This window comes from Paenarthrobacter sp. OM7, assembly GCF_029873575.1.
Lineage (GTDB): Bacteria > Actinomycetota > Actinomycetes > Actinomycetales > Micrococcaceae > Arthrobacter.
In genome coordinates this window covers 2,205,706-2,231,892 of sequence record NZ_CP123579.1, presented here as the reverse complement: position 1 = coordinate 2,231,892, position 26,187 = coordinate 2,205,706, and the positions used below count along the sequence as shown (strand labels likewise).

24 protein-coding genes and 1 pseudogene are annotated in these 26,187 nt (G+C 63.2%); 13 read left to right on the top strand and 12 right to left on the bottom strand.

Annotation, left to right across the window (positions count from 1 at the left end; all coding sequences use genetic code 11):
- Nucleotides 1–13: 13 nt before the first annotated feature.
- Nucleotides 14–982: a LysR family transcriptional regulator gene (locus tag QEH68_RS10285; RefSeq protein WP_280627883.1), complete on the bottom strand. Its 969-nt coding sequence runs from the start codon at nucleotides 980–982 to the stop codon at nucleotides 14–16.
- Between the two features lie 29 nt (nucleotides 983–1,011).
- Nucleotides 1,012–2,223 (bottom strand): MFS transporter, encoded by a 1,212-nt coding sequence (locus tag QEH68_RS10280; protein WP_280627882.1) that lies wholly within the window; start codon nucleotides 2,221–2,223, stop codon nucleotides 1,012–1,014.
- Nucleotides 2,224–2,493: 270 nt separating this feature from the next.
- Here QEH68_RS10280 and QEH68_RS10275 point away from each other — a divergent pair, with 270 nt between their 5' ends.
- The 7 genes from QEH68_RS10275 (at nucleotide 2,494) to QEH68_RS10245 (ending at nucleotide 9,024) form a co-directional block, all read left to right on the top strand.
- Nucleotides 2,494–3,513, top strand: a complete 1,020-nt coding sequence (locus QEH68_RS10275) for a VOC family protein (protein WP_280627881.1) — start codon at nucleotides 2,494–2,496, stop codon at nucleotides 3,511–3,513.
- Nucleotides 3,513–4,454: a fumarylacetoacetate hydrolase family protein gene (locus QEH68_RS10270; protein WP_207597371.1), complete on the top strand. Its 942-nt coding sequence runs from the start codon at nucleotides 3,513–3,515 to the stop codon at nucleotides 4,452–4,454. The genes QEH68_RS10275 and QEH68_RS10270 overlap by 1 nt, the downstream gene beginning before the upstream one ends.
- Nucleotides 4,451–5,458, top strand: a complete 1,008-nt coding sequence (locus QEH68_RS10265; RefSeq protein WP_207597370.1) for a cyclase family protein — start codon at nucleotides 4,451–4,453, stop codon at nucleotides 5,456–5,458. The genes QEH68_RS10270 and QEH68_RS10265 overlap by 4 nt, the downstream gene beginning before the upstream one ends.
- A 65-nt stretch (nucleotides 5,459–5,523) precedes the next feature.
- Complete coding sequence (locus tag QEH68_RS10260; protein WP_280627880.1) at nucleotides 5,524–6,648, top strand: FAD-dependent monooxygenase; 1,125 nt, start codon at nucleotides 5,524–5,526, stop codon at nucleotides 6,646–6,648.
- Nucleotides 6,645–7,721 (top strand): amidohydrolase family protein, encoded by a 1,077-nt coding sequence (locus QEH68_RS10255; protein ID WP_280627879.1) that lies wholly within the window; start codon nucleotides 6,645–6,647, stop codon nucleotides 7,719–7,721. Before QEH68_RS10260 ends, QEH68_RS10255 begins: the two co-directional genes overlap by 4 nt.
- 10 nt (nucleotides 7,722–7,731) lie before the next feature.
- Nucleotides 7,732–8,745 carry a fumarylacetoacetate hydrolase family protein gene (locus tag QEH68_RS10250; protein ID WP_280627878.1) on the top strand — a complete coding sequence of 338 codons (1,014 nt, stop codon included), beginning with the start codon at nucleotides 7,732–7,734 and terminating at the stop codon, nucleotides 8,743–8,745.
- Between the two features lie 18 nt (nucleotides 8,746–8,763).
- Complete coding sequence (locus QEH68_RS10245) at nucleotides 8,764–9,024, top strand: hypothetical protein (protein ID WP_207597366.1); 261 nt, start codon at nucleotides 8,764–8,766, stop codon at nucleotides 9,022–9,024.
- A gap of 1 nt (nucleotide 9,025) precedes the next feature.
- Here the strand turns inward: QEH68_RS10245 and QEH68_RS10240 are convergent, their stop codons facing one another.
- A complete protein-coding gene (locus tag QEH68_RS10240) occupies nucleotides 9,026–9,382 on the bottom strand; it encodes a TraR/DksA C4-type zinc finger protein (RefSeq protein ID WP_280627877.1) in 357 nt (118 codons plus the stop codon).
- Nucleotides 9,383–9,388: 6 nt separating this feature from the next.
- Nucleotides 9,389–9,871 carry a pyridoxamine 5'-phosphate oxidase family protein gene (locus QEH68_RS10235; RefSeq protein WP_280627876.1) on the bottom strand — a complete coding sequence of 161 codons (483 nt, stop codon included), beginning with the start codon at nucleotides 9,869–9,871 and terminating at the stop codon, nucleotides 9,389–9,391.
- A 232-nt stretch (nucleotides 9,872–10,103) separates the two neighbouring features.
- On the opposite strand from QEH68_RS10235, the gene QEH68_RS10230 reads away from it, so the two are divergent.
- Nucleotides 10,104–10,532 carry a hypothetical protein gene (locus QEH68_RS10230; protein ID WP_280627875.1) on the top strand — a complete coding sequence of 143 codons (429 nt, stop codon included), beginning with the start codon at nucleotides 10,104–10,106 and terminating at the stop codon, nucleotides 10,530–10,532.
- A 61-nt stretch (nucleotides 10,533–10,593) separates the two neighbouring features.
- Here the strand turns inward: QEH68_RS10230 and QEH68_RS10225 are convergent, their stop codons facing one another.
- The 4 genes from QEH68_RS10225 to QEH68_RS10210 are packed head-to-tail and all read right to left on the bottom strand — an operon-like array spanning nucleotide 10,594 to nucleotide 15,053.
- Entirely contained in the window at nucleotides 10,594–10,989 is a 396-nt protein-coding gene (locus QEH68_RS10225) for a hypothetical protein (protein WP_089594989.1), read from the bottom strand.
- Between the two features lie 54 nt (nucleotides 10,990–11,043).
- The gene (locus tag QEH68_RS10220) at nucleotides 11,044–13,194 is read right to left on the bottom strand and encodes an iron ABC transporter permease (RefSeq protein ID WP_280627874.1); all 2,151 of its coding nucleotides are present in this window, start codon (nucleotides 13,192–13,194) and stop codon (nucleotides 11,044–11,046) included.
- Between the two features lie 9 nt (nucleotides 13,195–13,203).
- On the bottom strand, nucleotides 13,204–14,184 hold the full coding sequence (locus QEH68_RS10215; RefSeq protein ID WP_278251953.1) for an iron-siderophore ABC transporter substrate-binding protein: 981 nt from the start codon (nucleotides 14,182–14,184) through the stop codon (nucleotides 13,204–13,206).
- 44 nt (nucleotides 14,185–14,228) lie between these two features.
- The gene (locus QEH68_RS10210) at nucleotides 14,229–15,053 is read right to left on the bottom strand and encodes an ABC transporter ATP-binding protein (protein ID WP_207597361.1); all 825 of its coding nucleotides are present in this window, start codon (nucleotides 15,051–15,053) and stop codon (nucleotides 14,229–14,231) included.
- 104 nt (nucleotides 15,054–15,157) lie between these two features.
- On the opposite strand from QEH68_RS10210, the gene arfB reads away from it, so the two are divergent.
- Nucleotides 15,158–15,577, top strand: coding sequence for an alternative ribosome rescue aminoacyl-tRNA hydrolase ArfB (gene arfB, locus QEH68_RS10205; protein ID WP_207597360.1), 420 nt, complete (start codon nucleotides 15,158–15,160; stop codon nucleotides 15,575–15,577).
- A 30-nt stretch (nucleotides 15,578–15,607) separates the two neighbouring features.
- On the opposite strand, the gene QEH68_RS10200 is transcribed toward arfB, so the two are convergent.
- Nucleotides 15,608–16,009 (bottom strand): nuclear transport factor 2 family protein, encoded by a 402-nt coding sequence (locus QEH68_RS10200; protein WP_242703594.1) that lies wholly within the window; start codon nucleotides 16,007–16,009, stop codon nucleotides 15,608–15,610.
- A gap of 225 nt (nucleotides 16,010–16,234) precedes the next feature.
- Between QEH68_RS10200 and uvrA the strand changes: the two are divergent.
- Nucleotides 16,235–18,758 (top strand): annotated as a pseudogene (gene uvrA, locus QEH68_RS10195) (excinuclease ABC subunit UvrA).
- 1 nt (nucleotide 18,759) lies between these two features.
- Here the strand turns inward: uvrA and QEH68_RS10190 are convergent.
- Nucleotides 18,760–20,508, bottom strand: a complete 1,749-nt coding sequence (locus QEH68_RS10190) for a pyruvate dehydrogenase (RefSeq protein ID WP_280627873.1) — start codon at nucleotides 20,506–20,508, stop codon at nucleotides 18,760–18,762.
- Between the two features lie 534 nt (nucleotides 20,509–21,042).
- Between QEH68_RS10190 and ligD the strand changes: the two genes are divergently transcribed.
- The 3 genes from ligD (at nucleotide 21,043) to QEH68_RS10175 (ending at nucleotide 24,639) form a co-directional block, all read left to right on the top strand.
- On the top strand, nucleotides 21,043–22,287 hold the full coding sequence (gene ligD, locus QEH68_RS10185) for a non-homologous end-joining DNA ligase (RefSeq protein WP_207597356.1): 1,245 nt from the start codon (nucleotides 21,043–21,045) through the stop codon (nucleotides 22,285–22,287).
- A 1-nt stretch (nucleotide 22,288) separates the two neighbouring features.
- The gene (locus tag QEH68_RS10180) at nucleotides 22,289–23,563 is read left to right on the top strand and encodes a cation:proton antiporter (RefSeq protein ID WP_280627872.1); all 1,275 of its coding nucleotides are present in this window, start codon (nucleotides 22,289–22,291) and stop codon (nucleotides 23,561–23,563) included.
- Nucleotides 23,564–23,745: 182 nt separating this feature from the next.
- Entirely contained in the window at nucleotides 23,746–24,639 is an 894-nt protein-coding gene (locus QEH68_RS10175) for a glucose 1-dehydrogenase (RefSeq protein ID WP_280627871.1), read from the top strand.
- Nucleotides 24,640–24,687: 48 nt separating this feature from the next.
- Here QEH68_RS10175 and QEH68_RS10170 read toward each other — a convergent pair whose 3' ends face one another.
- Together QEH68_RS10170 and QEH68_RS10165 are read right to left on the bottom strand one after the other, a co-directional pair.
- Nucleotides 24,688–25,884, bottom strand: coding sequence for an FAD/NAD(P)-binding oxidoreductase (locus tag QEH68_RS10170; protein ID WP_280627870.1), 1,197 nt, complete (start codon nucleotides 25,882–25,884; stop codon nucleotides 24,688–24,690).
- 1 nt (nucleotide 25,885) lies between these two features.
- Nucleotides 25,886–26,095, bottom strand: a complete 210-nt coding sequence (locus QEH68_RS10165) for a DUF2945 domain-containing protein (RefSeq protein WP_207597352.1) — start codon at nucleotides 26,093–26,095, stop codon at nucleotides 25,886–25,888.
- Nucleotides 26,096–26,187 lie beyond the last annotated feature (92 nt).

Genomic DNA, 26,187 nt, shown 5'->3' with positions numbered 1-26,187 from the left:
TTCGTCGACAGCATCATCCGTCCAACCCAACGGGATACGTTGCTGCGACGGGTATGGGATGTGCCGTCACCGGGAAAAGAGCGTGCAGTTGGGAACAGGCCCGCTGAACCACTGACCTCAGCCAGGCGTTGGCTGGATCTTCGGTCTGTGATGGATGCCAATACATTGCCTCGACCAATGAGGCCTCCAAGTCTCCGGTGAACTCCAGAACCTCGATCCTTGCCCCGCGTTGGGCCCTGGACGCCAGCATCCTCGGCACCAAGGCCACCAAGTCCGTACCCTCCACCAGGAGGGGCAGGGACAGGAAGCCTGCCACTGTCGCTGCCACCCGCCGTCGAACGCCCCGGGACTCAAAAAGTTTGTCAGCCGGGGTGCTGATCCCCTCGCCGAAGTACCCCACCGCGTGCGGGACGCCAATAAGATCCGTCAACGTCATGGCCGGCATCCGGAGCAAAGGATTCGCGGCATCGACCACTGCTACAAAACTGTCACGGAAAAGCTGCTTGGAGTCGCCTTGCATCTTGTAACCAGTGGGCCCCACCAACAGGTCCATCTTGGAGTATTCGGCCATGGTGCCCTCAAGTCCGGAGGTCGGAACGAAGTCCACCACCACGCGTGGTGCTTCCTGCTGCAGGATGCCCCGCAGCGGCCCCACAATGAGGGCAGCTGCATAATCGGAAGCCGCAATGACGAACTCGCGTTCGCTTGTGGTGGCATCGAATCCGGACCGGACACGCGTGGCCCGCTGGACATGAAGCATGGCTTCATCCACCAGCGGGACCAACGACTGCGCAAAGGGTGTGAGATCGTACGTGCGGCCGTGACGCACCAGGAGTTCGTCGTCGAAATGCCGCCTGAGCCTGGCCATGGCTGCACTGGTTGCCGGCTGGCTGAGTTGGAGCCGCTCGGCCGCCCGGGAAACGTTCCGCAGTTCCAACAGCACCTGCAATTGGGGCAACAGGTTGAGGTCCAGGTTCTTCATCCTCTTAGGTTATCCAGCCACGGTCTTCATCAGTGGCTGACAGGTACCAGCCGCGGCCCACGAATCAGCACAGCAAGCAACGCCAGCGCGCAGGCCAGGCCCAGCGCCCCGAGCGCAAGGCCCAGGTTGCCCAGAGCAGCGGCTGTCGCGCCCAGGACTATAGGCGTCAGGAACTGGCCGATGAACAAGGTTCCAGTCCAGATACCGGTGCCCCGGCCGCGCTGGGAGAAGTCCAGCCCGTTGACCGCCCACGTCAGCAGCGTCGGCAACAAAACACCCGTGCCCGCACTGGCGATCACTGCCCCAAGGACAGCCACGGGAACGCTGCCCGCCACGGAAACAACGCAGAGCCCGACGGCGGCGAGGCCGAAAGCGCCTGCCAACAGTTTTCGGGTGCCCAGCTTGGCCAGGAAACGGAAGGAGATTGCCCCTGCTGCCGTTGCAAGCGAAGCGATCGCAGCCGCACCACCTATGAGGGCGGCATCCTGGACGCCCAAACTTGTGATGACGTAGGGCAGGTGGACTATCAACGCGTAGAACACCATGCCGCCAAACAGTGTCACAGCAGCAGGTACACCGATCTGACGCCAGGGCACCGGCTGTTTCGCTGCCAGGCCCGTGGCTTGGCTCCTGGCTGGTTCCCAGAGCTTGAAGATCATGGGGACCACCAGGACGGCGCTGACTGCGTACAGCCAGAAGGGCGTCCGCCAGCTGATACTGCCCAAGGCGCCACCCAGCGCAAAGAATGCCGTCGCAGCAAGTGCGCTCACCATGGTTTGGAGGCCCAGGTATTTGTTCCGTTGCTGCCCCGCATAGTAGTCGGTGATCAGAGTTGTGCAGCACGTCATGATGGCTGCCTCTGCAATACCTACGCCGATCCTTGATGCGGCAATGGACTCAAGGGTGTCCAGCCATAGCGGTGCCGTGCCAAAAAGTGCGTAGGCCAGCATGGCGTAGATCAACAACTGCTGACGGCCCATCCTGTCAGCGACGTAACCCGCCAAGGGCGAAAACAATGCCACGAACAACGCTGGAAGCGTCAGGACCAGCGGCACAAGAATTGCGACACCCGCAGTGTCCGCGAAAACCTGGTTCAGGGTGGGCAGGACAGGTGCCAGCAAAACGGCGCCCAGGACCGGCATACAGCTTCCGGCCACAAGAAGTGCGGCTTGCGCCTTGCCCGCTTCCCGGGTGGAGACCGGACGGCGCGACTCGAGCGCAGTGGGATCAATGATGCTCATGGGTGTTCCTTCGCCATTGAAGAGTCCCTGGTACCGGCAGGGTCGCCGAGGGGATTTCCATCACTGTGACAAGCCTCACTCCATCGGAGAATAGCTGTTTGGGTATAGCTGGTATTCATACGGCTGATAGCCGCACCGACTCCAACTATTTGTTTGACGGATAGCTCCTATCAGATACTTGCTCTTCTCCGGATACGTGATGTGGCTCATGGTGGTTACAGGACCCTGCAGAGAACTGTCCGAGCCATCAGTACATAGAAGGAATTCATCGTGGAAACTCCCCTCTCCCATCTTGCCCACCTCGAGATCACCGCTCCGGACGTCGACGCCTCGGCACGGTTCTACGAGGAGAAGTTCGGCATGCGCATCATCGACCGCGTGGAGGGCAATGTCTACCTTCGCTGCTGGGGCGATTACTACCGCTACAGCCTGGTCATCACTGAAGGCCCCGAGGCATCCCTGGGCCGGATGGCGTGGCGCACCAACTCCCAGGCCGCACTCGAAGCCGCCGCAGCCCGTGTTGAAGCAACCGGCGTGCAGGGCACGTGGACTGCGGGTGGTCACGGCTTTGGCAAGGCCTATGAGTTCACCGGTCCCTACGGCCACCACATGCGCCTGTTTTACGACGTAGAGAAGTTCGTTGCAGAGCCCGGCTTCGAATCCACCTACCCGGACCGTCCCGAGCGCCGCAGCAGCCACGCAGCCGCTCCACGCTTCCTGGACCACGTCACGGTGGCTGCCTCCGACGTCCGGGGGTTCGCCCAGTGGTACAACGAAGCGCTGGGGTTCCGCGTCATGGCCTTCGTGGACCTGGATGAAGCACCCATCACGGTCTTCTCAGTCCTGACCACCAACGAGAAGTCCCACGACCTCGGAGTGGTCCTGGACACCTCCCAGCGCGCCGGCCGCGTCAACCACATCGCCTTCTGGGTGGACGCCACCGAAGACCTGCTCCGCACTGCAGACGTCATGATGGAACACGGCACCCCCATGGAATACGGACCCTCCATCCACGGCGTGGGCGAGCAGAACTTCCTGTACTTCCGCGACCCCTCAGGTCTCCGCGTCGAGCTCAACTCCGGCGGATACCGCAACTACGTCCCGGACTGGGACGCCAACACCTGGAAGCCTTCTGAAGGATCCAACAACTTCTACAAGAACGGCGCCATGCCGCACTCCATGACCGAATCCTTCCCGCCGGCCGAAGGCTTCACCGCAACGGAAGAAGGTGCTTCCGCTGAAATGAAGGAAGCACTCCTGAACCCCTACGCAAAGCAGGGCCGCGGCTAATGACGCAGCCAAACTACGCACTGATCCGCTTTCAGGAGCCCGGAGAGAGCAAACCCAAAGTCGGTCTTGTGGTGGGAGAACGTGTCCTCCCCCTGGACGGCGACATCAACTCGCTCATCCAGCACTGGGACACCACCGAAAGCGAACTGGACGCCTTGGCTGCCTCAGCGGGCGACGAAACAGGCCTGGCGTTGTCCGGCGTTGATGTCCTTGCTCCCGTGGAACCCATGCAAGTGCTGCAAACAGGGGCCAACTACCGCAAGCACGTGATCGACCTCGCGGTAGCCCACCGCGAAGCCGGCCAGGATGCCGAGGAGGTTCGCACCAAGACCGCCGCCATGATGGATCAGCGCGCCGGTCAGGGCACACCGTACTTCTTCATCGGGCTTCCGACGGCGATCGCGTCGGCCACAGATGATCTCACCCTGCCGTCCTACAGCAAGTCCCACGACTGGGAGCTGGAACTGGCAGCAGTCATCGGCAGGACCGCGTTCCGCGTCACTCCCGAGGAAGCCCTGGACTACGTGTACGGCTACACCATGGTCAATGACATCACCACCCGCGAGTACGTCTTCCGCAAGGACATGCCCGCCATTGGTTCGGACTGGTACCGCGCCAAGAACGCACCGGGGTTCCTGCCCACCGGTCCCCTGCTGGTACCGGCCAAGTTTTTCGGTGACCCGCAGGACGTCCAGGTCACACTGAAGCTCAACGGCAAAGCCATGCAGGACGAGTCCACCCAGGACATGATCTTCGGCGTTGCCAAACTCGTGAGCGAAGCCTCCCAAACGATGCCGCTGAAGCCAGGCGACCTGGTGCTGACAGGCAGCCCTGCCGGTAATGGCCAGCACTGGGGACGGCTCCTGCAAAACGGGGACGTCATGGAAGGCACCATCACCGGGCTGGGCACCCAGCTCATCCACTGCAAGGACGAACAGTGACCACCGATGCCGTGAACGTTTCCCTGATCCAGCGGAAAGATCCGCTGGCCAGTATCGCCGCCGCGGCCAGGCAGTTCAACAACTGGGGCCGCTGGGGCGAAGGCGACGTGCTCGGCACCCTGAACTTCATTGATGCGGCCAAGCGCGTGGAGGCCGCTGCGTTGGTCACCACCGGCGAGGCCTTTTCCCTGTCCCAGCCCTTCGACACCAACGGCCCCCAGAAGGGGTGGCGTCGCCGGACCAATCCCGTGCACACAATGACGGACACCGGTGTGGATGCCGAGCGGGGCAACCAAGGGTTCCCCCACGGCTTCGGGGGCGCCGATGACGTCATTGCCATGCCTTTGCAGTGCTCCACGCAATGGGATGGGCTGGGTCATATTTTTGATCGCGGCAAGGCTTGGAACGGGCGTGCAGCCGGAGATGTGGTCACCTCCGAAGGCGACCTCGTCACCGGGATCGAAACCGCCGCGGCGAAGATCGTCACCCGCGGCGTGCTGCTGGACGTCGGCCGCGCACTCGGCGCGGAGCTGGGGCGCACCGATGGTGAACTGCCCGACGGTTTCGCGATCACCCCCGAACACCTGGAACGCACTATTGAACGTCAGGGTCCCAGCTCCCCTGTTCGCCGGGGCGACATCGTTGTGATCCGAACGGGTCAGTACACACGGGTCCGGCGCGACGGGTGGGGCGACTACGCCGGCGGGTCCGCACCGGGCCTGTCCTTCAGCACCGCGGAATGGCTGCATACCTCGGAAATTGCCGGTATCGCCACAGATACCTGGGGCTTCGAGGTCCGGCCCAATGAGTTTGAAGGCGCGTTCCAGCCCCTGCACCAGATCGCCATCCCCAACCTTGGTTTGTTCCTCGGGGAAATGTGGGATCCTGACGCACTGGCTCACGCGTGCGCCGCCGACGGCAGGTATGACTTCATGCTCACTGCGGCCCCACTCCCCATCACCGGGGCTGTGGGCTCGCCGGTCAATCCCATCGCGGTCCGCTGACACCCCGTCCACCACCGCACGCAGCACACCAGGCAGCAACGCCGTCGACACAAAGGAGTCTTCAGATGGCAGCAGTAAAGAGGGTCGGAATCGTCGGAGCGGGAGCCGCGGGGCTTACTGCCGCCATCCTCCTGGCCGATGCAGGTATCGAGGTGGTGGTCCTGGAGAAGGCCGCGGAACCGCAAACCCTGGGCTCAGGGATAACGCTCCAAGGCAACGCCCTGCGAATCCTCCGCAACCTGGGAGTCTGGGATCAGGTGCAAGCACAAGGGTACGCTTTCAGCACCCTTGGCCTGCGCGCCCCCGACCCCGCCGGCACAGTCATCGCAGTCCTGGAGGACATCCGGACCGGTGGCGACGATCTTCCGGCAACGCTCGGAATGTACCGTCCGGACTTGACCGCCATCCTCCGGGACCGGGCCCAACAAGCAGGCGCCCGCATCAGCTATGGCAAAACCGTCACCGACATAGCTGACGACGGCGGCACCGTCACGGTCCGCACGGCCGATGGTTCCAGTGCCTCCTATGATCTCCTCATAGGCGCTGACGGGCTCCATTCCGCAGTCCGCACAGCGATCGGCATCGACGTCGAGCCCAAACCCACCGGCATGGGCATTTGGCGCGCCTTCGTCGAACGGCCCGAAGACGTAGTCCGGACCGATCTCACCTACGGTGGCCCATGCTTCATTGCCGGCTATTGCCCCACCGGACCGGACACCATTTACGCCTACCTCGTGGAAGAGGCGCAGGAACGCAGGCACGAAGACGGCCCACAGGTCATGGCAGAACTTGCTGCAGCCTACGGTGGCCCGTGGAACGAAATCAGGGACAACCTGGACCACAGCGCCCGCATCAATTACACGTGGTTCACCTCGCACTTGGTGGAAGGCCCGTGGAATCGCGGGAGCACCGTCATCATCGGGGACGCCGCCCACAGCTGCCCCCCGACGGTCGCCCAAGGGGCCGCCATGGCCTTGGAGGATGCGGCAGTGCTTGCGGAACTCCTGATCTCCGCCCACCACCTCACCGAGACCTTATGGAAAGAGTTCACGGATCGACGCTTGGAGCGGGCGACAGCCGTGGTACAGGCATCGGTCCAGTTGGGGCAGTGGATGCTGGACGGCGTCCGGGACGCCGATGTGCCCGGACTGATGAATTCCCTGTCAACCATGCTGAAGGAACCTGCATGAACACCCTTGCCACAGACCACCAATCCGTCATCGATGTCCACGCGCACGTCCTCATTCCGGCACTCCAACAAGAACTGGCGGAAGGTGACCCGGAGGGATTCGCGGCCCTCCAGGCCCTGGAAGCCCTGAGGAACGGTCCTGAATCCATGGCCACCTCAGGCGCCATGATCAAGGAGCGGTGGCAACAGCTCACTGACCTCACCCGACGCCTGAAAGACATGGACGCCCAAGGCGTGGATGTCCAACTCGTCTCCCCGTCACCCTCGCACTTCTATTACTTTGCCCGTGCGGAGCTCGCACTGGCGTTGGCCAAGCAGGCGAATGCGGCAGTCCGTGAGCTCATCGACAGGGCTCCGGACCGGCTGAACGGACTCGGGCTCGTTCCTTTGCAGCATCCCCATCTCATGGTCGAAGCGCTGGAGCACGCCGTGACGGAATGCGGTTTGGCTGGTGTGGAGATCGGATCGTTCGCCGGCACGCCCGAGGCTGCGGAGCGCACCACCGTGGAGCTGTCGGATCCTCGGTTGGAATCCTTTTGGAGCCGGGCGGAGGAATTGGGTGCCCTGGTCTTCCTGCATCCGTTCGGCTGTTCCCTGGACGAGCGTCTAGACCGGTTTTACCTGGCCAACACCGTGTCCCAGCCGGCCGAGAACGCTGTGGCCCTGTCCCACCTCATCTTCAGCGGGGTCCTGGACCGGTACCCGGACCTGCGGATCCTCGCCGCCCATGGCGGGGGTTACCTTCCCACCACGATCGGCCGTTCGGACCATGCCTGGAAGGTCCGGCCCGAGGCGCGGCAGTGCGCCGAACCGCCGTCGTCCTATCTTCGGCGGATCTTCTTCGATTCGCTGGTCCACCATCCCCGCGAACTCAGGGCGCTCATCGAAGCTGCCGGGCCCACCCAAGTGATGCTCGGCTCTGACTACCCCTTTGACATGGGCTCGGACCACCCTGTTGCGGAGGTTCATGCCGCCGGCCTCTCCGACGCCGATATCACCCGGGTACTTGCCGGCAACGCCGGCCGTCTCGGTATCACCTCCGCGGCAGCCCCCGCCGCCCGCCCCACCGTCTAAGGAAGAAACCATGGTCAAGATTGCCCGCTGGAACTACGACGGCGGTACTCGGGAAGGGTTCGTCGACGACGACAACTGCTTTGCGCTGTCCGAGGGACGCACCGTCCAGCACCTCCTGCAGGCCGGTCTGGAAGAGACTCTGTCCATCGCCGCGGAAACGCGCCGGACCGTACGTCCTGTTGCCTTGCGGGACGTGCAGTTGCTGGCCCCGCTGCTACCGGGCACCATCAGGGATTTTGTTGCCTTTGAGGAGCATGTTGAGGGGGTTCGCAAGAGCATCGACGGTGTGGCAGGCGTAGTGGCCGAATGGTACGAAGCGCCGACGTTCTATTTCACGAATCCTCATACGGTGACCGGCACCGGCGAGGTGATCGGCATTCCTGCGGGTTGCAGCGAGCTGGACTTCGAGACCGAAGTCGCGGCCGTCGTCGGACACGTACCAGGCAGTGAGGGCAGGAACCTGTCCGCCCCGGACGCGCACCGCCACATCTTCGGTTACACCATTCTCAACGATTGGTCGGCGCGTGACCTTCAAAGGCGGGAGATGAAGGTCAGCCTTGGCCCCTGTAAAGGAAAGGACTTCGCCAATACCCTGGGGCCCTGGATCGTGACCGCTGATGAGTTCGAGCACCTGCACGACGAGCAGGGTTTTCTCCCCCTGGCCATGGCGGTGGAAGTCAACGGTGAGGCCATTGGCGGGGACCACCTGTCCAACATGGGCTGGCCCTTCGCTGAGCTCGTGGCCTATGCGTCCCAGGACTCGGTGGTCCGGCCAGGCGACGTCCTGGGTTCAGGAACCTGCGGCAGCGGCTGCCTGGCCGAACTCTGGGGCCGGAACGGCGCCAGGACTCCCCCGCCTTTGAAGACAGGGGATTCCGTGGGAATGAGGGTGGATGGCATCGGCTCGATTCTCAACACTGTTGGTGAACGGCGCGAAGCCGTCACCCGGGTTCCTGCCCGCAACCGGCCAGGTACCAAAGACGGCGGTGGCCGGAAAGTGCGGGAAACTGTCACTAACCACTAAAGAAAGCGCGGTCCACCTTTGATCTCCCTGCAGCAAGACCCTGAGGGCTTCGTCCGGATGAAGAGACACTTCCCTGGCGGTGCTTCAGTGTCCATACTCTTCACTGACGGAACCCAGGAAGTTTTCACCGGGCAACGGCTCAACGACATCTACGACGAGGCGCTGGCTGCTTATCGCGCCGGCAACAACCTGGACGCGAAAGGGTTCAACCGAGGACCCCGGAAGAAGGTCCAGCAAACCATCGAGTTCATCCCCGTCTCGCCGGGCATGTCCGGGTAGCTCACCGGCGCCGGCCGGAGGCGTGCTCCACGCAGAAGGGCGTCCACGGCCGGGCCTCGAGCCTGGCCTCCGGAATGTCCGCGCCGCACACCTGGCACCTCCCGTAGCTGCCCTCGACAATCCGCTCCAGGGCAGCATTGATCTCCTCCAGGCCTGCGCGGCTTTGCTCCAAGAGGGCTTCAGCCTGCGAAAGCTCAAACGCGATGGTGCTGCCCTCGGGATCATGTTCGTCATCCACATTGGAGTCCTGCCGTGCGAGGCTCACCGAGGTGATGTCGCTGCGCAGTGCTTCCACCAGCTTCATTTTTCGGTCCCGTTCCTCCGTAAGGAGGACCTTGAACCGCTCTGCGTCATCCACGGTGGTTCAGAGTTCCACTGTTCCGCTCTCGCCGACGCTGAACCGGGAGTTGGTGACCTTGGACTTGACCCACTGAAGTACCGTCGCGGCTGTTCCACCCGGACTGGTCCAGTATTCAGCCGAGTCCGAATCGACGTGCAGCAGGCACACTTCCGGAGTATCCGGTCCATCCGGGTACCAGGCTTCCACCACTTGGTTCCACAGTTCGCGGATTTTCCGGCGATCCGTAACAACTTCAGCCGTACCCGCTACTGAAACCCACTCCGTGTTCTTGCCGAAGGACACGTTCACCCGGGCATCCTGCCGGACATGCGCCACCTGCGAGGTGTCCAGTCCCGTAAAGAACCACATGTCGCCGTCGTCCTTGACGTCCTGTACGGCGAGCGGACGGCTGACCAGCGCGCCGTCTTCGTTGAGGGTGGTCAGCATTCCGATCCTGGAGTCGTTGATAATGTCCGTGACCTTCTTGATGTCCTGCTCTTCAGTCATGCCTCGCCTCGCTTTTTTCCGTGCCGGGGACTTTCCCCAAACGGCCAGCCTAATAGTAAGACTACTGATTTACTAGGCGGCCAAGGAATGTCGGTATAGGCCGGAAATGCACAGCACCCGGCCTGCCGGGAATCATGGCGGGCTGTTGTCCGTTCTCCTTGATGATGACGGCCGACGGCGGTCAGGCATGCCTGTCCGGGGCACGCAAACGACGGGAAGTTTGGGGACTGCCATGACGTTGGACGAAACACTTGCCCACCTGCGGGCCGCGCACCTCATGGTCCGCGACGCCCAGGAGTGGGACGGTCTCACTACGGCGCTGCGTTCAGCCTATGAGGCCAACGACGAGGACCTTATCGAACAACTAAAGCCGCCGTACCTCCAGTCGTGGCGGACAGTGACGGGCAATGTCCTCCGGGACACTTTCGATTCTGCTGGCATCTCGGTGGCGGATCCCCACCATCCTTGGGGAATTGCCACCTTGACCGCGAACGGATTCAGTGCAGAACCGCTGCTGTGCCTTGTTGATGAAGCTCGCGCCGACGCAACGGAAACTGCCACTTCGGATACCATCCGGCTGCTCTCCTTTACCGAGGCATTGAACCACTACGCGGACTGCCTGGCGCCCTTCTTTGACGATCGGGTTGAGCAACCACGGTGAAAATCCTGTCTCCCCAACGATTCCCTTATCCGGTCCGGAGAGTCATTCGAGGGGTTCAGGACTAAAGCACCAGGAGGGCAAATCCGCCCAGCGTGCTCAGGATGCCAACGCCAGTGAGGATCCAACCGACAATCAGCACTGTATGGTCGTGCCGCGGTGGTTCAAGCGAGCATCTCGAAGGATGGCAGACGTCATAATGCACCACTACTGCCCGCGGCTCATAGCCTCCGGCACCAGCCGGGACATCCAGCAGGACTTTGCGTTCCTCGTCTGACTGGTCTACCCAGTGGAGGCCCATGAATCCGCCCGCGGCAAAGCGTTCACCGTCCGCGGTCACCCAAACGCATCGGCGCTTGGCGATGATCCAGGCACTGATCAGCAAGGGCACACCCGGGACGAACCCCACCCAGGTCATCATTTCCAGAATGGGGCCAAGAACGTCCACGGTACCGGCCATACAGTCGATCCTATGTGGTGGAGGCCAGTGTCCGGGAGGTCTTGGAGCGGGAGGTCAGACGTTTCGGTCCACCCGGGACCGCCACAGCAGATAGACGAAGTACGGCGCTCCCACCAAGGCCGTCATGATTCCCGCGGGGATCTGTGCGGGTGCTATGGCAGTCCTGCCAATCACGTCTGCGAACACCACCGTGCCGGCCCCAATGAGGGCGGCCACCGGAAGCACGCGGGAGTGCCGCGCCCCCACCAGGGTCCGGGCTGCGTGGGGGGCCACCAAACCAACAAATGCGATCACGCCCACCGATGAGACAGCACCCGCTGTCAAGAGCACTGCGACCGACAACAGGAGCAGGCGTGATCCGGACAGCCCGATGCCAAGCACACGGGGAGAATCATCATCTACCGCAATAAGGTCCAGATCCCGCCGCATTCCCGCCAGCACAGGCAGCGAGACCAGCAAAGCAAGGAGGGGAGGCAGGACCGACGCGAAATTACGGCCATACGTGGAGCCGGACAACCACGTCAGCGCCCTGGTCTGGTTGAACGGGTCCGTACTCACCAGGAGGACTGTAATCATCGCGGCCAATCCCGCGGAGACACCAATGCCTATCAATACCAGGCGGTTCTGCTGCAGCCCTCCGCGGAAGGCGAGGCCGAAGACCAGCAGCGCGGACAATGCCGCGCCGCCCAGCGCAGAGCCGGTGATGACCCACGAGCCAGCGGTGGGGACCGTGGTGATGACGATGATTGCCGCCAGTCCGCCGCCACCGGAGACTCCCAGAATCCCAGGCTCGGCCAAGGAGTTCCGGGAGACTGCCTGGATGAGCGCACCGGCAAGAGCCAGGGCAGCTCCGGCAAGAACTGCTGCCAGGACCCGCGGCACGCGAGTACCCAGCACGGCACTGACACGGTTTCCGGACTGGCCCGTGAGCCAATTGACCAGATCACCGAGCAAGAGTTTCGCATCGCCCAGCAACGCGCCCGCCACCAGCAAGCCCGTGAGCAGCACCAGCAGCCCGATCAATACCGTGAGGAAGAACCGGCGTGAACGCAGCCGCGCCAAAGCGTCGCCTGCAACACTCAAGCCGGCGTCGGACATCCGCATGGCCAGTGCCACCAGGAAAACGGCGCCGAAGACCGTAGTGACTGCACCGGTGGGAACTTCGACGCCGGCTTGGGCACCGAAGAGGCCACGGACAAGAACGTCGGCCCCGATGACCACCACTGCACCGGCCACACCGGAGATTGGCAGCAACGCCCGGTGTCGGCCAAGGCCGCGGAGCCGGGAGGCCAGCAGCCGAACAATGGCCGGGGCACAGAGACCCACGAAGCCAATCGGCCCGGCGATCGTTACTGCCGCTGCGGACAGGACGACGGCAAGTACGACGGCGCCGACCCGGGCCAGGCGCGGATCCGCACCTGCCAGCCGGGAGGCATCGTCGCCCAGACCGAGCAAATCCATCCTGCGGGCGAGGAGGAACAAGCCTGCAATGGCCAGAAGTATGACCGGTGTGAACTGGATCAGTTCATCGGTGCGCGACTGGGCAAGGCTGCCCTGCCCCCAGGCGTAGAGACCGGTGGTTTCCTGGCTGAACAACAGCAACAGCGCGCTGGTGGACGAATGCAGGCCGAGGGCCAGCGCCGTGCCGGCCAACACCAAACGGATGGGACCGCCGTTGCCGTTGGCTCCCCCGCCGGACAATGCCAGAACCAGCATCGCCGCAGCCAGACCGCCGATAAAGGCAATACCGCCCGACAGCAGCGCCGGCAGCGTCAGCCCGAAGGCGGCCACTGCCACGATGGCAAAGTGGGCTCCGGCGTTGACCGCCAGCGTGTCCGGGGAAGCAAGAACGTTGCGGGTGGCCGACTGCAGGGCTGCACCGGCCACCCCCAACGCGACGCCGACCAACAGGCCGGCGAAAAGCCGCGGTACGCGCGAGCCGACCAACACTGCGGTGTCCTGGTCAGTTCCGCCACCGGTGACCAGCCCCAGCAACTGCAACGGGCCGACGTCGGCCGTTCCTTGCGTGAGGTGGAGCGCCGACAACAACACCAGGACAACCATCCCGGCCGCAGCCACAAGGACCGGTCCGGCAAGACGCCGGGCTCCTTGCCGGGCGCCGTGTCCGGTGGGCGGTGCGGGGACGGGAGTACCCGCCACGGCCGTGGGTACGGTCATGGCGGGCCTCTTCGCAGTGTCGGTCATGAGGTGGGACTACTTGGTGAGGGACGCGACGATCGCGTCGACATACTGGGTCATCGAGGCAGGGCCACCGAACATCCAGATGCCATCAGCAAGGCGGTGCACGTTGCCGGAGGTCACGAACGGAAGGGACTTCCACACGGCGTTGTCCGTCAACTGCTCGGTGAAGTCACCGTCGGCACTGTTGGTGATGTAGACAAAGTGGTCGGCATCGACGGCAGTCAGGCCTTCGACGTCCGTGGAGCCCAAGCCATACGCAGGGTCCCCTTCAACGGTCCAGGGGTCGACGAGCCCCAGTTCCGTATTAATGTCAGCCAGCAGGGATCCCTTGGTGTAGGGGCGGATGGAAACCTTGCCGTCAGCAACCCAGCCATCGGCGAACGCCACGCGGGAACCGCCGAGGCCGGCCTTCTCGAGATCGGCTTTGCCCTTGATGACGGCGGCATCAAACGCACCGATGACCTCGTCGGCCTTCTTCTCCGTGCCGGTCGCCTTGGCGACCAGCTTCAAGTTGTCTTCAGCCTGCGCAATCTGGCGGCTGCCATCGGCAGACTTCACCACCACAACGGGAGCCAACTCTTCGAGCTGCTTGATGACTGGTTCGGCAAGATCAGTGGTCGCAACGATCAGGTCAGGATCCAGCGACGCAATGGTGTCGAAGCTGGGCTCGTTACGGGTTCCAATGTCCGTGGGAGTGCTGTCCAGCGTGCCGGCGGTAACCCAGGCGCTGTATCCCTTGACGTCTGCAACGCCAACCGGCATGACGCCGAGGGTGGTCAGGTTCTCCACCACGTTCCATTCGGTGCCCACCACTCGCTTGGCTGGGCCGTCGAGCTTGACTTCGGTGCCGCGGGCGTCGGTTACGGTGATGGCTTCGCCGGCCGCCGCAGTGTTGGACGCCTGGCTGGCAGGTCCTTCGGTAGTGCCGCAGCCGGTGAGCAGGACTGCCAAGGCAGCAGTGGCGGCCAAGGCCTTGTGAATCTTCATGGACACGGGGTCCCTTTCGTGTTGGGGTGCTGACGTTGTCTTGGAAGTCTTCAGCTGTCGTTGTGCCGGCCCACCGCGCGGGTGCGCAGCCTGCCGGTCAGCGGGTCAGTATGGGTGACGATGGGGATTGAATAGACGTCGCTCAACAGCGCTGCATCGAGGGCTTCGTGGGCTGGACCCGCCGCTGCAATCCGACCCTCCGAGAGAACCACCACGTGGTCGGCCAGCGCGGCTGCTTCATCGAGGTCGTGCAAAACCACGCCAATCGCCACACCGTGGACGCGGGCGAGGTCGTAGACCAGGTCAAAAATTTCCACTTTGTACCGGAGGTCCAGGTGGTTGGTGGGTTCGTCGAGGAGCAACACCGACGTGTCCTGAGCCAGGCAGCTTGCCAGCCATACCCGTTGCAGTTGTCCGCCGGAGAGTTCCTGGACACCACGATCGGCAAGTTCAGCAACGCCTGTCAGTTCCATGGCACGGTGGACAGCAGCGGGGCCCTCGGGATCGGCAGCACGCCACCGTCCGCGGTACGGATGGCGACCGAACTCCACGACGTCACGAACGCTCAGTCCGTGCGGCACAGGCCGGCTCTGCGACAGCAACGTTACGTGGCGTGCGAAGTCACTGCGCTTCATCAACAGCGCATCGGATGCTTCTCCGCCGGCGGGCCGGACCGTCACTGTTCCGGAGGAAGCCTCATGCAGACGGGCGAGCGCACGGAGCAGCGTGGACTTGCCGCTGCCGTTCGGACCTACCAAGGCCACAATGCGGCCTGGCTCCAGGTGGAGCCCGGCACCGTGTACCACGTCCTTGTCCCCATAGCGGAGGACCAGCTCTGTGGCTTCAAGCCCGGAGAGTTCACTCAGTTCAATCACAAAACGAAAGATTAGCTTAGCCTTACCTAATTTCTAAAACCGTGTCGGAGGATGTCCCTGCCTTTGCCGACCCGGCACGGCTCGGGACGTGCGAGGCTAGACCCATGGACCTGCGCATCTCCCCCACAGTGATGGTTCCCGCCTCGGAGCTGTCCTGGCGCTTTTCGCGTTCGTCGGGACCCGGCGGCCAGCATGTCAACACCACAGACAGCCGCGCAGAGCTGATGTGGAACGTTGCCAAAACTGCGGCGCTGACGGATGGGCAGCTCCAGATGCTGCTCAGGCGCCTTGGGCCACGACTTGTCGACGGAGTGATCACAGTGACGGCCGCCGAGGAGCGGTCACAGCTGCGGAACCGGGAGATCGCCCTGGCCAAACTCGCTGACATCGTCAGGGCCGGCCTTGTCCCGGAAGTTATTCGCCGCCCCTCCAAGCCCACCCGCGGCTCGGCCCGCCGGCACCGCGCAGCCAAGGAAATCAGGTCCGCAACCAAGCAGCAACGGCGCCGGCCTCCAGCAGAGTGAAGCCGATATGCGGGGCGGTCCTGGGATCGCCTAGGCCTTGGTGACCTCAACCCACTGGGAGCGCCACTCGGGAGCTTGGAAGGCTTCGCTCCAGTAGGCTGTTTCCTTGGCAATCCTGCCGTCGCGGAATTCAAAGATGAAGACCGTCTCATAGGTAGGTCCGCCATAGTCCAGCAGGGCCTCAGCGGTGACCAGGTTGCCGCCACCCAGGAGGCGCCGCGGCGTAATGGTGGGGAGTTGTGGGAAGGCGCTGTAGATGGCCCTGCGGTTCTCCGCCCCGCGAACCACTTCCCCGGATTGAGGCCAATGCATCACGGCGTCGTCATGGAACAGCTCATCCATGACCTCGATATGACGATTGTTGATGCAGTCGATCAGCCGCTTGACCACGTTCTCGTTGGTGCGCTGTTCATCCAGGGTTTCGTCAGCCATAATCCGCATTCTCCTCCTGGGGACCCTGCTGCACTACCGTTTGAGCGGACCGGATCAGTTCTTCTTGATCAGTGCCGGCCCGGAGCCGGGTCCGGGGATCCCTCAACCAAACAGCAAAGCGACGCCTGCCGGCAGGCACGATTTCATCATCCCCGCCCCTTAGCGCCAAGGCTGGGAGCCGGCCCGTCCAAGCGACAAGTCGCGAACGCGGCTAGAGTCATAGAAATGGACAGAGTACTGACAAATTCCCAGCGGCCAGTTCCCCATGCGCCGGCAGCGCAGGTTGCCGCCCCCGAGGATGGCTTTGTCCGAGTCCGGGGGGCACGCGAAAACAACCTCCGCACCGTTGACGTGGACGTCCCCAGAGATGCGATCGTCGCCTTCACCGGCGTCTCCGGCTCCGGCAAATCTTCCCTGGCCTTCGGCACCATCTTTGCCGAAGCACAGCGCCGCTACTTCGAATCCGTGGCACCCTACGCCCGCCGCCTCATCCAACAGGGCCACAACCCCAAGGTGGAGTCCATCACCGGGCTGCCACCCGCCGTCGCGCTCCAACAACGCCGCGGCACCGCGACCGCACGCTCCAGCGTGGGTACAGTGACAACCCTCTCCAACTCGCTGCGCATGCTGTTCTCCCGGGCCGGGCGTTATCCGCAAGGCGCCAAGCAACTGGACTCAGATGCGTTCTCCCCCCAACACCGCCGCCGGAGCATGCCCCGAGTGCCATGGCCTGGGCGTTGCCCACACGGTCAGCGAATCGTCTTTGGTTCCCGACCCCTCCCTCACCATTAGGGACGGTGCCATAGCCGCGTGGCCGGGCGCCTGGCAAGGCAAGAACCTTCGGGACATCCTCACCCACCTGGGCTACGACGTGGACACGCCGTGGAAAAAACTGCCGAAGAAGGACCGGGACTGGATTCTCTTCACAGAGGAACAGCCAGTGGTGGAAGTGACACCCCAACGCGACCGCGTTGCCAAGCCCTACAAGGGTAGATTCTGGAGCGCCAAAAGCTATGTTCTCCACACGCTCGCGGACTCCAAGAGCACCACCATGCGGGACCGGGTGCTGCGCTTCATGGAGACCGGCCGATGCCCACGGTGCGACGGCAGCGGACTCAGGCCCGACGCGCTCGCAGTCACCTTCGCCGGTAAGACCATCGCAGAGCTGAACGCCCTGCCCATGACGCAACTGGCAGAGATCATCAGGCCCACCGCCGAGCTCACGGCCGCGGGCACGGCGTCCCGCACCCAGACCTCCGGCGAAGGCAACGAGGTGGCCGTCGCCATCACCCGTGACCTGCTCGCCAGGGTTACCGTGCTCCTGGAACTCGGCCTGGGCTACCTGGCACTGGGCCGCGCAACGCCGACGCTCTCTCCCGGCGAGATGCAAAGGCTCAGGATTGCCACACAGCTGCGCTCCGGGTTGTTCGGCGTCATTTATGTGCTGGATGAACCGTCCGCCGGACTTCATCCGGCTGATGCCGAACCCTTGCTTGAGGTCCTCAACCAGCTCAAGGCGTCCGGAAACTCAGTGTTCGTTGTGGAGCACAACATGGACTTCGTCCGGGCCGCGGACTGGTTGGTGGACGTCGGACCGCATGCCGGAGATGGTGGTGGCCAGGTCCTTTACAGCGGCCCCGTGGGCGGCCTGGAAGCTGTGCAGGATTCCGTGACCAGACCCTTCCTTTTCCCCGAAGGCAGCCGCGCGGGTACAGGTGCTGCCCGCCCATGGGATGAGTCGTTGGAACTTCGAGGAATCACCCGGCACAACCTCCGCGGGCTTGCGGTCGACTTTCCCCTGGGTGTGCTCACGGCTGTGACGGGCGTTTCCGGCTCGGGTAAGTCCACGTTGGTCAGCCAGGTTCTGGCCGATGTTGTCAGCGCCGAATTGCACCCGGAGTCCACGGACAGCGAGTCGCCCACTGCGGTACCGGGGACTGCGGCCGTGTCCGGGCTGCACCGTCTCGATCGCCTCGTGAAGGTGGACCAGAGGCCCATCGGCCGCACTCCGCGCTCGAACCTGGCCACCTACACGGGCCTTTTCGATGGTGTGCGGAAAGAATTCGCGGCCACTGATGGCGCCCGTGCCCGGGGTTTCGGCGCAGGAAGGTTCTCCTTCAACGTCGCCGGCGGCCGCTGCGAAACGTGCCAGGGAGAAGGGTTCGTGGCGGTGGAATTGTTGTTCCTGCCGGGAAGCTACGGCCCCTGCCCTGAGTGCAACGGTTCCCGTTTCAACCCGGAGACCCTGGAAGTTACCTACCGTGGCCGGACCATCGCGGAGGTCCTGGGAATGACCGTTTCAATAGCGTCCGGGTTCCTCTCAGATCTCCCGGCCGTCTCGCGAAGCCTGCAAACCTTGAAGGAAGTCGGGCTGGGTTACCTCAGGTTGGGGCAGCCCGCCACGGAGTTATCCGGCGGGGAAGCCCAACGCATTAAGCTCGCCACCGAACTACAGCGCGTCCAGCGCGGGCACACCCTGTACCTGCTGGACGAACCCACCACCGGATTGCACCCCGCTGACGTGCAGTTGCTGATGAAGCAGCTTCACAGGCTCGTCGACGCCGGCAACACCGTGATCGTGGTCGAACACGAGATGGACGTGGTGGCGGACGCAGATTGGGTGATCGATTTGGGACCCGGCGGCGGCGACGCCGGTGGCGAGGTGATCGCCACCGGTCCGCCCGCCGTCGTCGCCCGTTCAACGGAAAGCCGGACGGCCCCTTACCTGGCCGCCGCACTCCGGCAGTGAGTCAACGCCGCGGGATGTTGCGCAGGTTGCTGCGGGCCATGCTCACGGCCTCGCCTGCGCCCCGGTTCAGGACCACTTTGGACATGGCAGTCGCGAATCCGATGACCTGGGACCCGGAGATCTTCGGCGGAATGGACAACGCGTTCGGATCGGTAATGAGCTCCACCAGTGACGGTCCGGGGTGCGCAAAGGCCTCCCTGTACGCAGCCTCGATGTCCGCTGGATCCGTGACGCGCACTGCGTGGAAGCCCAGCGCCTTGGCAACCTCGGCGTAGTTTGCGTCCGGGACGTCCACGCCGAAGTCAGGGAGTCCATCCACCAGCATCTCCAGCTTGACCATGCCCAGGGTGGAGTTGTTAAACACCACCACGTTCACGGGCAGCTTGTGCGCGGCAACGGTGATGAGCTCACCCAGCAACATGGACAAGCCGCCATCACCGGAGACTGAGACCACCTGCCGGCCGGGATACGCCACTTGCGCACCAATCGCGTGCGGAAGCGCGTTGGCCATGGAGCCGTGGAGGAAGGAACCGATCAGTCGCCGTGTGCCCAACGGGTTGATGTAGCGGGCGGTCCAGACGTTGCACATGCCGGTGTCAGCCGTGAAGATGGCATCCTCTGCTGCAACCTGGTCCAGCAAGGAGGCAGCATATTCGGGGTGGATCGGCTGCTTCTTCTCCACTTTGCGGGTGTAGGCGCCCACGGCTTTGTTCATCAGGCGGTCATGCTTCTTGAGCATCTGATCCAGGAACCGGCGGCTCTTCTTTGCATGGATCAGTGGCAGCAATGCTTGAAGTGTTGGCAGGACGTCGCCGTGGACGGCAACATCGACGTCGGTCCGCCGGCCCAGCCGCTGGGCGGCCCGGTCCACTTGGGCTGTCCGGGTATCCGGCAGGAACTGATCGTACGGAAAGTCGGTGCCCAGCAGGATCAGCAGGTCAGCGTCCTCGATACCCTCCGCCGCAGCACCGTAGCCGAGCAAACCGGTCATGCCAATATCGAACGGATTGTCGTACTGGACAAAATCCTTGCCCCTGAGGGAGTGTCCAATGGGCGCTTTGATGAGCTCTGCCAGCGCCATAAGTTCCCTGTGGGCGCCCGCAACGCCGGCACCGGCGAAAACAGCCACCTTATCGGCGTCGTTAATGGCCTTGGCTAAATCCTGGACGCCCGCAGGATCTGGCACCACCGTTGCGGGCCGGAACGTGGCAGGCAAAGGCGTGGGGGCCGTGGCTTCGAGACCGGCGATATCGCCCGGGAGCGTAACCACTGATACTCCCCTGAGGGCGATGGCGTTCTGGATGGCGCTGTGCATGACCCGTGGTGCCTGCTCGGCAGTACTGATCAGTTCCGAATATACCGAGCATTCCGTGAACAGCCGGTCCGGATGGGTTTCCTGGAAGAAACCGCTGCCGATCTGCTTGCTGGGGATATGCGAGGCGATGGCCAGCACCGGAGCTCCAGTGCGGTTGGCGTCGTACAGGCCGTTGATCAAGTGCAAATTGCCGGGGCCGCACGATCCTGCGCAAACGGCGAGCCTGCCGGTCAATTGCGCCTCCGCGGCGGCGGCGAACGCCGCGGCTTCCTCGTGACGTACATGGATCCAGTCGATGCCACCTTTCGCCGAGCCTCCGGTCTGGCGAACAGCGTCCACGATCGGGTTGAGGCTGTCGCCGACGATGCCGTAGATCCGCTGCACTCCGGCAGCCTGGAGTTGTTCGATGAGCTGGGTGGCGAGTTCCTTGGCCATAGTGTGCAGACTCCCTCAGTGGATGGTGGTGGGCTGACATGGCCAAATATAGCCGGATTGCCTTGGCGGCGGCTGGATGCCTCCAGGCCGCAAAACGCGTCTCGAAGAGGCGTTCCGCCATGCTTACCAGGCGTTCCGGGGCAGGGGATGAATTCGGCCTCGTCATTCAAGAAAACGTGAAAACCCTCCCGTTAACCGTCTCGACACTTACCTTTGCAAATTTCTGTCGAAGGTCCAGACCCAGCCCAATCCATTCCCCTTTCATTGGTGAGCCATCCGGGCAGACATAATAGATGCCGGGAAAGAATATGTTTCATCAATGTGCCTTCAAAACGTCAATGTGCATTCCACCGCTACGGATACACCCCGCGGGGTTAACGCCTGGGTACCTCTGGTTTTTTTCGGGGTTTGGAGAAGACGTTTTCGCTACTATAAATGCCAGTTCCGTAAATGTAGTGGCCCCGGCAACAGCATGGAACCACTTTTTCTCCGATTCCTCTGGCTGGGACAACCGTTCGTTGCTAGCGTGACCGCATGAGCCCCTCCAAGACCCCCGCGGAGATTCTTGACATTGACGGTGCCGAGGTTCGTGTCTCGAATCCGGACAAAGTGGTTTTCCCGGAACCCGGGCTGACTAAACTCGATCTGGTCCGCTACTACCTTGAAGTGGCCGATGGTGCGCTGAGGGGAGCCGGCGGCCGGCCGATGGTCCTCAAGCGCTTCCCCAAAGGCATCGATGCAGAGCCGTTCTTCCAAAAGCGCGTGCCGGAAAACCATCCGCCGTTCATCGACACAGCTACGCTCCACTACTCCTCCGGAACCTCCGCTGAAGAAACGGTCATCCGGGACGCCGCGGGCTTGGCCTGGGTAGTGAACCTTGGCTGCCTGGACCTCAATCCACACCCCGTCCGCGCCGAGGACCTTGAGCACCCTGACGAGCTTCGCGTGGACCTCGACCCCATGCCGGGTGTGGATTGGTCGCAGATCGTGGACACCGCGTACGTCGCACAGGACGTCCTCGACGACGTGGGGTTGGTGGGATGGCCTAAGACGAGCGGTTCGCGCGGGCTTCACATCCTGGTGCGGATCGCGCCGCACTGGTCCTACCGCGAGGTCCGGCTCGCCGCCGAAACCCTGGCCAGGGAGGTGGAGAACCGCGCACCGGGACTCGCCACCGCCAGGTGGTGGAAAGAGGAACGGGGTGAAAGCGTGTTCGTCGACTTCAACCAGAACGCCAAGGACCGCACCGTTGCCTCCGCCTATTCGGTCCGGTCACTCCCCGATGCCCGCGTCTCAACTCCACTGACCTGGGCAGAAGTACGCTCAGCCCGGCCGGACCAGTTCACGGTCCTCACTGTCCCTGGCCGCTATGCCGATGTGGGTGATCCCCACGCCGGCATCGACCACGCCGTGGGGTCACTCGACGGGCTGCTGGCGTTGGCTGCCGAGCTCGGCCCGGCAGAAAAGGCTCCGCGAAGCGGGGACGGCTCAGGCCGCCGGATGCCCACGATGCCACTCATCGAGGTGGCCCGCACCAAAACGAAACCAGAAGCCCTCGCCGCGCTGGAGGAATGGAAAGAACGGCACCCGGACGTCGTCTCCGCTTTGCACCCGGCAGATGTCCTTATTGACGGGATGAGGGGATCCAGCTCGCTCTGGTACAGGGTTCGGATCAACCTACAGCACGTTCCCGACAGCGGGCGCCCGCCGCAGGAGGAACTCCTTGCCGACTACGATCCTTGGGCGGGCAAGACATGGCCCGGACGGCCCGGGGCCTGACATGCAAGGCCTGTCCGCGTCACTGGTCCTCATCGCAGCGTTGGCAGTTGCAGCTCCCCTAGCCGTTCGGCTGCTTGATCCCGTGATCAAGGTGCCGATCGTGGTCTTCGAAATTGTCCTGGGGATCCTGTTTGGCCCCAGCCTGCTGGGCTGGATCGAATCCACTCCGTTCACCGACACCTTGGCTGATTTTGGGCTGGCGATGCTGTTTTTCGTTGCAGGGAACGAAATCGACTTCACGGCAATCCGCGGGCGCCCCATCAAACGTGCTTCCGCGGGATGGGTGATCTCCCTGGCAGCCGGAGTCGGCGCCGGCTTTGTGCTGGCTCCCGCCCCCGAGGCCGCCGTGATCATTGGAGTGGCCTTGTGCTCCACAGCATTGGGAACCCTGCTGCCCATCATCCGTGATGCGGGCGAATCCACATCTCCCGTCGGCACTGCCGTTGCAGCCCTGGGCGCCGTAGGCGAGTTTGGTCCCCTGATTGCGATTTCACTCTTCTTCTCCGGGAAGCAAGTGGGAACGGCTTCAGTGGTGTTGTTGGGATTTGTCCTCCTGACCGGCGTATCCATCTACTTCGCTTCAAAAGCACGGCACACTCTCTTCCACGCCCAGGTCACCAGGACCCTCCACACCAGCAGCCAATTCGCCATGCGGTCCATCATGCTTGTCCTCAGCTCGTTGGTTGTCCTGAGCATGGTGCTGGGGCTGGACATGCTGCTGGGTGCCTTCGCGGCCGGCGTCCTCTGGCAGGTAACCATCGCGCGTGCTCCCGAAGCTGACCGAAGAGTCATTGAAACAAAAATCGATGCGGTCGCCTTCGGATTCCTGGTGCCCATCTTCTTCATAGATACCGGTATTGATTTTGATCTCGGCGCGTTGACGTCAAGCCCTGCTACCCTCGCTTTGGTCCCGCTGTTCCTGGTGCTCCTGCTGGTCATCCGCGGCCTGCCGTCCTTGCTGGCGGCGCCCCGGGGCTCGACATGGGCCCATAAGCGGGCAATCCTGCTGTTCGGGGCAACGGGGCTGCCCATCATCGTGGCCGTAACCACCATCGGACGGGAGCAGGGATTCATCACCAGCGGAATCTCCTCCGCACTTGTCGGCGCCGGTATGCTCTCCGTCCTGTTGTTCCCCCTGCTGGCCCTGCTGCAACTCCAGCGCGGGGCCACAACGGCCCCTGCGGCGGCACTGCCGGCCGACAGCAGTCCACGCCCAGACCAACAGAAGCACGACGGCGACCTCCCGCCGTCGGGCGCTTCCGGCAGCAGCACCTAGGCGCAGCCAGCGTCGGGCGCTTCCGGCAGCAGCACCTAGGCGCAGCCAGCGTCGGGCAGCAGGGACACACCACCCGGTTTTGCACCTGACCTCAGGCGTGCTTAGTGTGGATTCATAAGCTTCCTTAGCTTTAGGGGCGCGATACCCGCAGCGCTTCTCCCGTAGACAACAGGAGGACCATCATGACTGATCAGTACACGTTCCGAAACCCTGTCACCGCCTACGAAAAAATCTCCCCGCCGAAACAGCACCAACCCGAGCCGGGACTGGACGCAGATTTGACGCCCACAGCGGATCTTGGTGAGGAAACCTACCGCGGAACCGGCCGGCTGGATGGCCGCAAGGCGATCGTCACCGGCGCGGACTCGGGCATCGGCGCGGCGACCGCCATTGCCTTCGCGCGGGAGGGCGCCGACGTCGTGCTTTCCTACCTTCCCGAAGAGGAAGAAGATGCCGCCCGGATCGCCGGCATTATTGAAGCCGCAGGCCGCAAGGCCGTCAAGGTGCCAGGCGATCTCAAAGACTCCGCTACATGCCGGGAGCTGGTGGATACCGCCATCGCCGTCTTGGGCGGAGTGGACATCCTGGTCAACAACGCAGGCAAGCAAGTGGCACAGGAAGACCTCGCAGGCATCACCGACGAGCAATTCGACCACACACTAAAGACCAATGTGTACGCGATGTTCTGGCTGACCAAGGCTGCACTGCCCCACCTGCCCGCTGGTTCAACCATTATCAACACCACATCGATCCAGGCTTACAACCCTTCGCCCACACTGGTGGACTATGCCACCACGAAGGCTAGCATCAACAATTTCACGAAGGGCCTGGCCCAGCAGCTGGCCCCCAAGGGCATCAGGGTCAACGCGGTGGCACCCGGTCCCATCTGGACCCCGCTGCAGGTGAGCAGCGGCCAGCCCAAAGAGGCCTTGCCGGAGTTCGGGCACTCCACTCCCCTGGGCCGCGCCGGCCAGCCGGCAGAGCTTGCCCCGGCGTACGTGTTCCTCGCTTCGCCCGAATCCAGCTACGTAGTTGGCGAAACCCTCAACGTCAACGGTGGCAGCCCCACACCCTAGCCCGGAACCCGCAGCTGCCTGGCTGACGTGGTGGGAATGGACTCGTCCTTAAGCCCTGCCCTTGAGGATCATGTGCCAGTAGACCTGGGGGAACATGATGCGGTCCACCCACCACGACACCCGGCTTTCCTTCCACGTGGGCACTTTCGGGATGGTAGGCATAGGGCGATAGTGGTCGTCAAATTCAGCGAAGACCACCGTGGTGCGCGAAACAGTGAAGGGGCACACGGAATAGCCGTCGTACTTCATCGCGGGCGGCTTTCCCTGGCGGGCCGCCACGAGGTTCTTCGCCAGCACCTTGGTCTGCTTGCGCAGGGCACCGCCGGCCTTGGAGTTGGTGGTGGCTGCAGCGTCGCCCAGGGACCACACGTTGGAGTGGCGGACGTGGCGCAATGTTTCGGTGTCCACGTGGACGAACCCGTCCTGCCCACCAGGGGCTGGAAGATCCGTAGCTCTGAGCCACTCCGGCGCAGACTGGGGTGGGACGGCGTTCAGGACGTCGTACCCCAGCTCCTCAGTGGTGTTGGTGACATTGTTGCGGATGGTCGCTTGCCTGCTGGCAGCGTCCACGGCCACCAATTCGCTGTTTGTCCGGAGCTCAATGCCGTATTCAGCAATTTTCCGCTCAAGCTCCCTGTCCACCTCGGGGATGCCGAATACGGTGGGATATGGCTGCACCATCACCACGCGGATCTTGTCCAGGACACCTTGCTCGCGCCAGTAGTCGCACGCCAAGTACATCGGCTTCTGACTGGCGCCCCCACACTTAACAGGTCCTGACGGCATGGTAAAAACCACTGTGCCGGACCGGATACTGCTCAGGAGTGACCAGGCCTTGGGTGCGAGCTCGAATTCATAGTGGGACGCACCGTACGGGGAATGGACAGCCTCGGCCAAGCCCGGCACTGAATCCCACCGGTACTGGAGCCCCGGACACACCACCAGATGTTGATAGCCCACGGCGCTGCCTGAGGCCAGCATCACCATGTTGGCCGTGGTGTCCACGTCCACCGCATGGTCTTTGATCCAGGCAACCCCCCGGGGCATCACGGATGCCTGGCTGCGGGTGGCTTCCTTGACCGCAGCCCTGCCGCCGGCGATGTGGGAGAACAGAGGCTGATAGAGGTGATGGTCCTTGGGTTCAATGAGGCCAATGTTCTTGACCCCGTATCTGCTCAGCCGGGCCGCAAGCGAGACTCCCGCATTGCCCCCGCCGATGATGACTACATCGTGCTGATGGGACATATCACTGGTTCTTTTCGGTCAGGGCGGAGCCTTTGTGGGCCGCCCGCGCGCCGGTCTTGTCTGATTCCACCACGTACTGCGGCTCGTCTTCAGTAGCTCGGTGGGTATTGCCGTCCAATTCGAAGTCGCTGGTCTTCTTCTCCACAATCTTCCCGTGCGTTTTGCCTTGGGAGGTGTTCCACTCCACGCGCGTTCCCTTGCCCAGTGCCATATCCGCTCCAATGTGTGGTGTTCAGCTCTGACTTCAAGCGCTCCACAATAGTAAGCATGATGATCTTTTTCGCGGAACCCTCCAGAGGACGT

Excerpts from the sequence above, each read along its gene's own strand:
- QEH68_RS10200 (WP_242703594.1), bottom strand. The coding sequence starts at position 16,009 with ATGGCTGACGAAACCCTGGATGAACAGCGCACCAACGAGAACGTGGTC.
- QEH68_RS10180 (WP_280627872.1), top strand. The coding sequence starts at position 22,289 with ATGCAAGGCCTGTCCGCGTCACTGGTCCTCATCGCAGCGTTGGCAGTT.
- QEH68_RS10235 (WP_280627876.1), bottom strand. The coding sequence starts at position 9,871 with ATGACTGAAGAGCAGGACATCAAGAAGGTCACGGACATTATCAACGAC.
- QEH68_RS10190 (WP_280627873.1), bottom strand. The coding sequence starts at position 20,508 with ATGGCCAAGGAACTCGCCACCCAGCTCATCGAACAACTCCAGGCTGCC.
- QEH68_RS10175 (WP_280627871.1), top strand. The coding sequence starts at position 23,746 with ATGACTGATCAGTACACGTTCCGAAACCCTGTCACCGCCTACGAAAAA.
- ligD (WP_207597356.1), top strand. The coding sequence starts at position 21,043 with ATGAGCCCCTCCAAGACCCCCGCGGAGATTCTTGACATTGACGGTGCC.
- QEH68_RS10250 (WP_280627878.1), top strand. The coding sequence starts at position 7,732 with ATGGTCAAGATTGCCCGCTGGAACTACGACGGCGGTACTCGGGAAGGG.
- QEH68_RS10230 (WP_280627875.1), top strand. The coding sequence starts at position 10,104 with ATGACGTTGGACGAAACACTTGCCCACCTGCGGGCCGCGCACCTCATG.
- QEH68_RS10170 (WP_280627870.1), bottom strand. The coding sequence starts at position 25,884 with ATGTCCCATCAGCACGATGTAGTCATCATCGGCGGGGGCAATGCGGGA.
- QEH68_RS10165 (WP_207597352.1), bottom strand. The coding sequence starts at position 26,095 with ATGGCACTGGGCAAGGGAACGCGCGTGGAGTGGAACACCTCCCAAGGC.
- QEH68_RS10270 (WP_207597371.1), top strand. The coding sequence starts at position 3,513 with ATGACGCAGCCAAACTACGCACTGATCCGCTTTCAGGAGCCCGGAGAG.
- QEH68_RS10285 (WP_280627883.1), bottom strand. The coding sequence starts at position 982 with ATGAAGAACCTGGACCTCAACCTGTTGCCCCAATTGCAGGTGCTGTTG.
- QEH68_RS10260 (WP_280627880.1), top strand. The coding sequence starts at position 5,524 with ATGGCAGCAGTAAAGAGGGTCGGAATCGTCGGAGCGGGAGCCGCGGGG.
- QEH68_RS10255 (WP_280627879.1), top strand. The coding sequence starts at position 6,645 with ATGAACACCCTTGCCACAGACCACCAATCCGTCATCGATGTCCACGCG.
- arfB (WP_207597360.1), top strand. The coding sequence starts at position 15,158 with ATGGACCTGCGCATCTCCCCCACAGTGATGGTTCCCGCCTCGGAGCTG.
- QEH68_RS10225 (WP_089594989.1), bottom strand. The coding sequence starts at position 10,989 with ATGGCCGGTACCGTGGACGTTCTTGGCCCCATTCTGGAAATGATGACC.
- QEH68_RS10280 (WP_280627882.1), bottom strand. The coding sequence starts at position 2,223 with ATGAGCATCATTGATCCCACTGCGCTCGAGTCGCGCCGTCCGGTCTCC.
- QEH68_RS10220 (WP_280627874.1), bottom strand. The coding sequence starts at position 13,194 with ATGACCGACACTGCGAAGAGGCCCGCCATGACCGTACCCACGGCCGTG.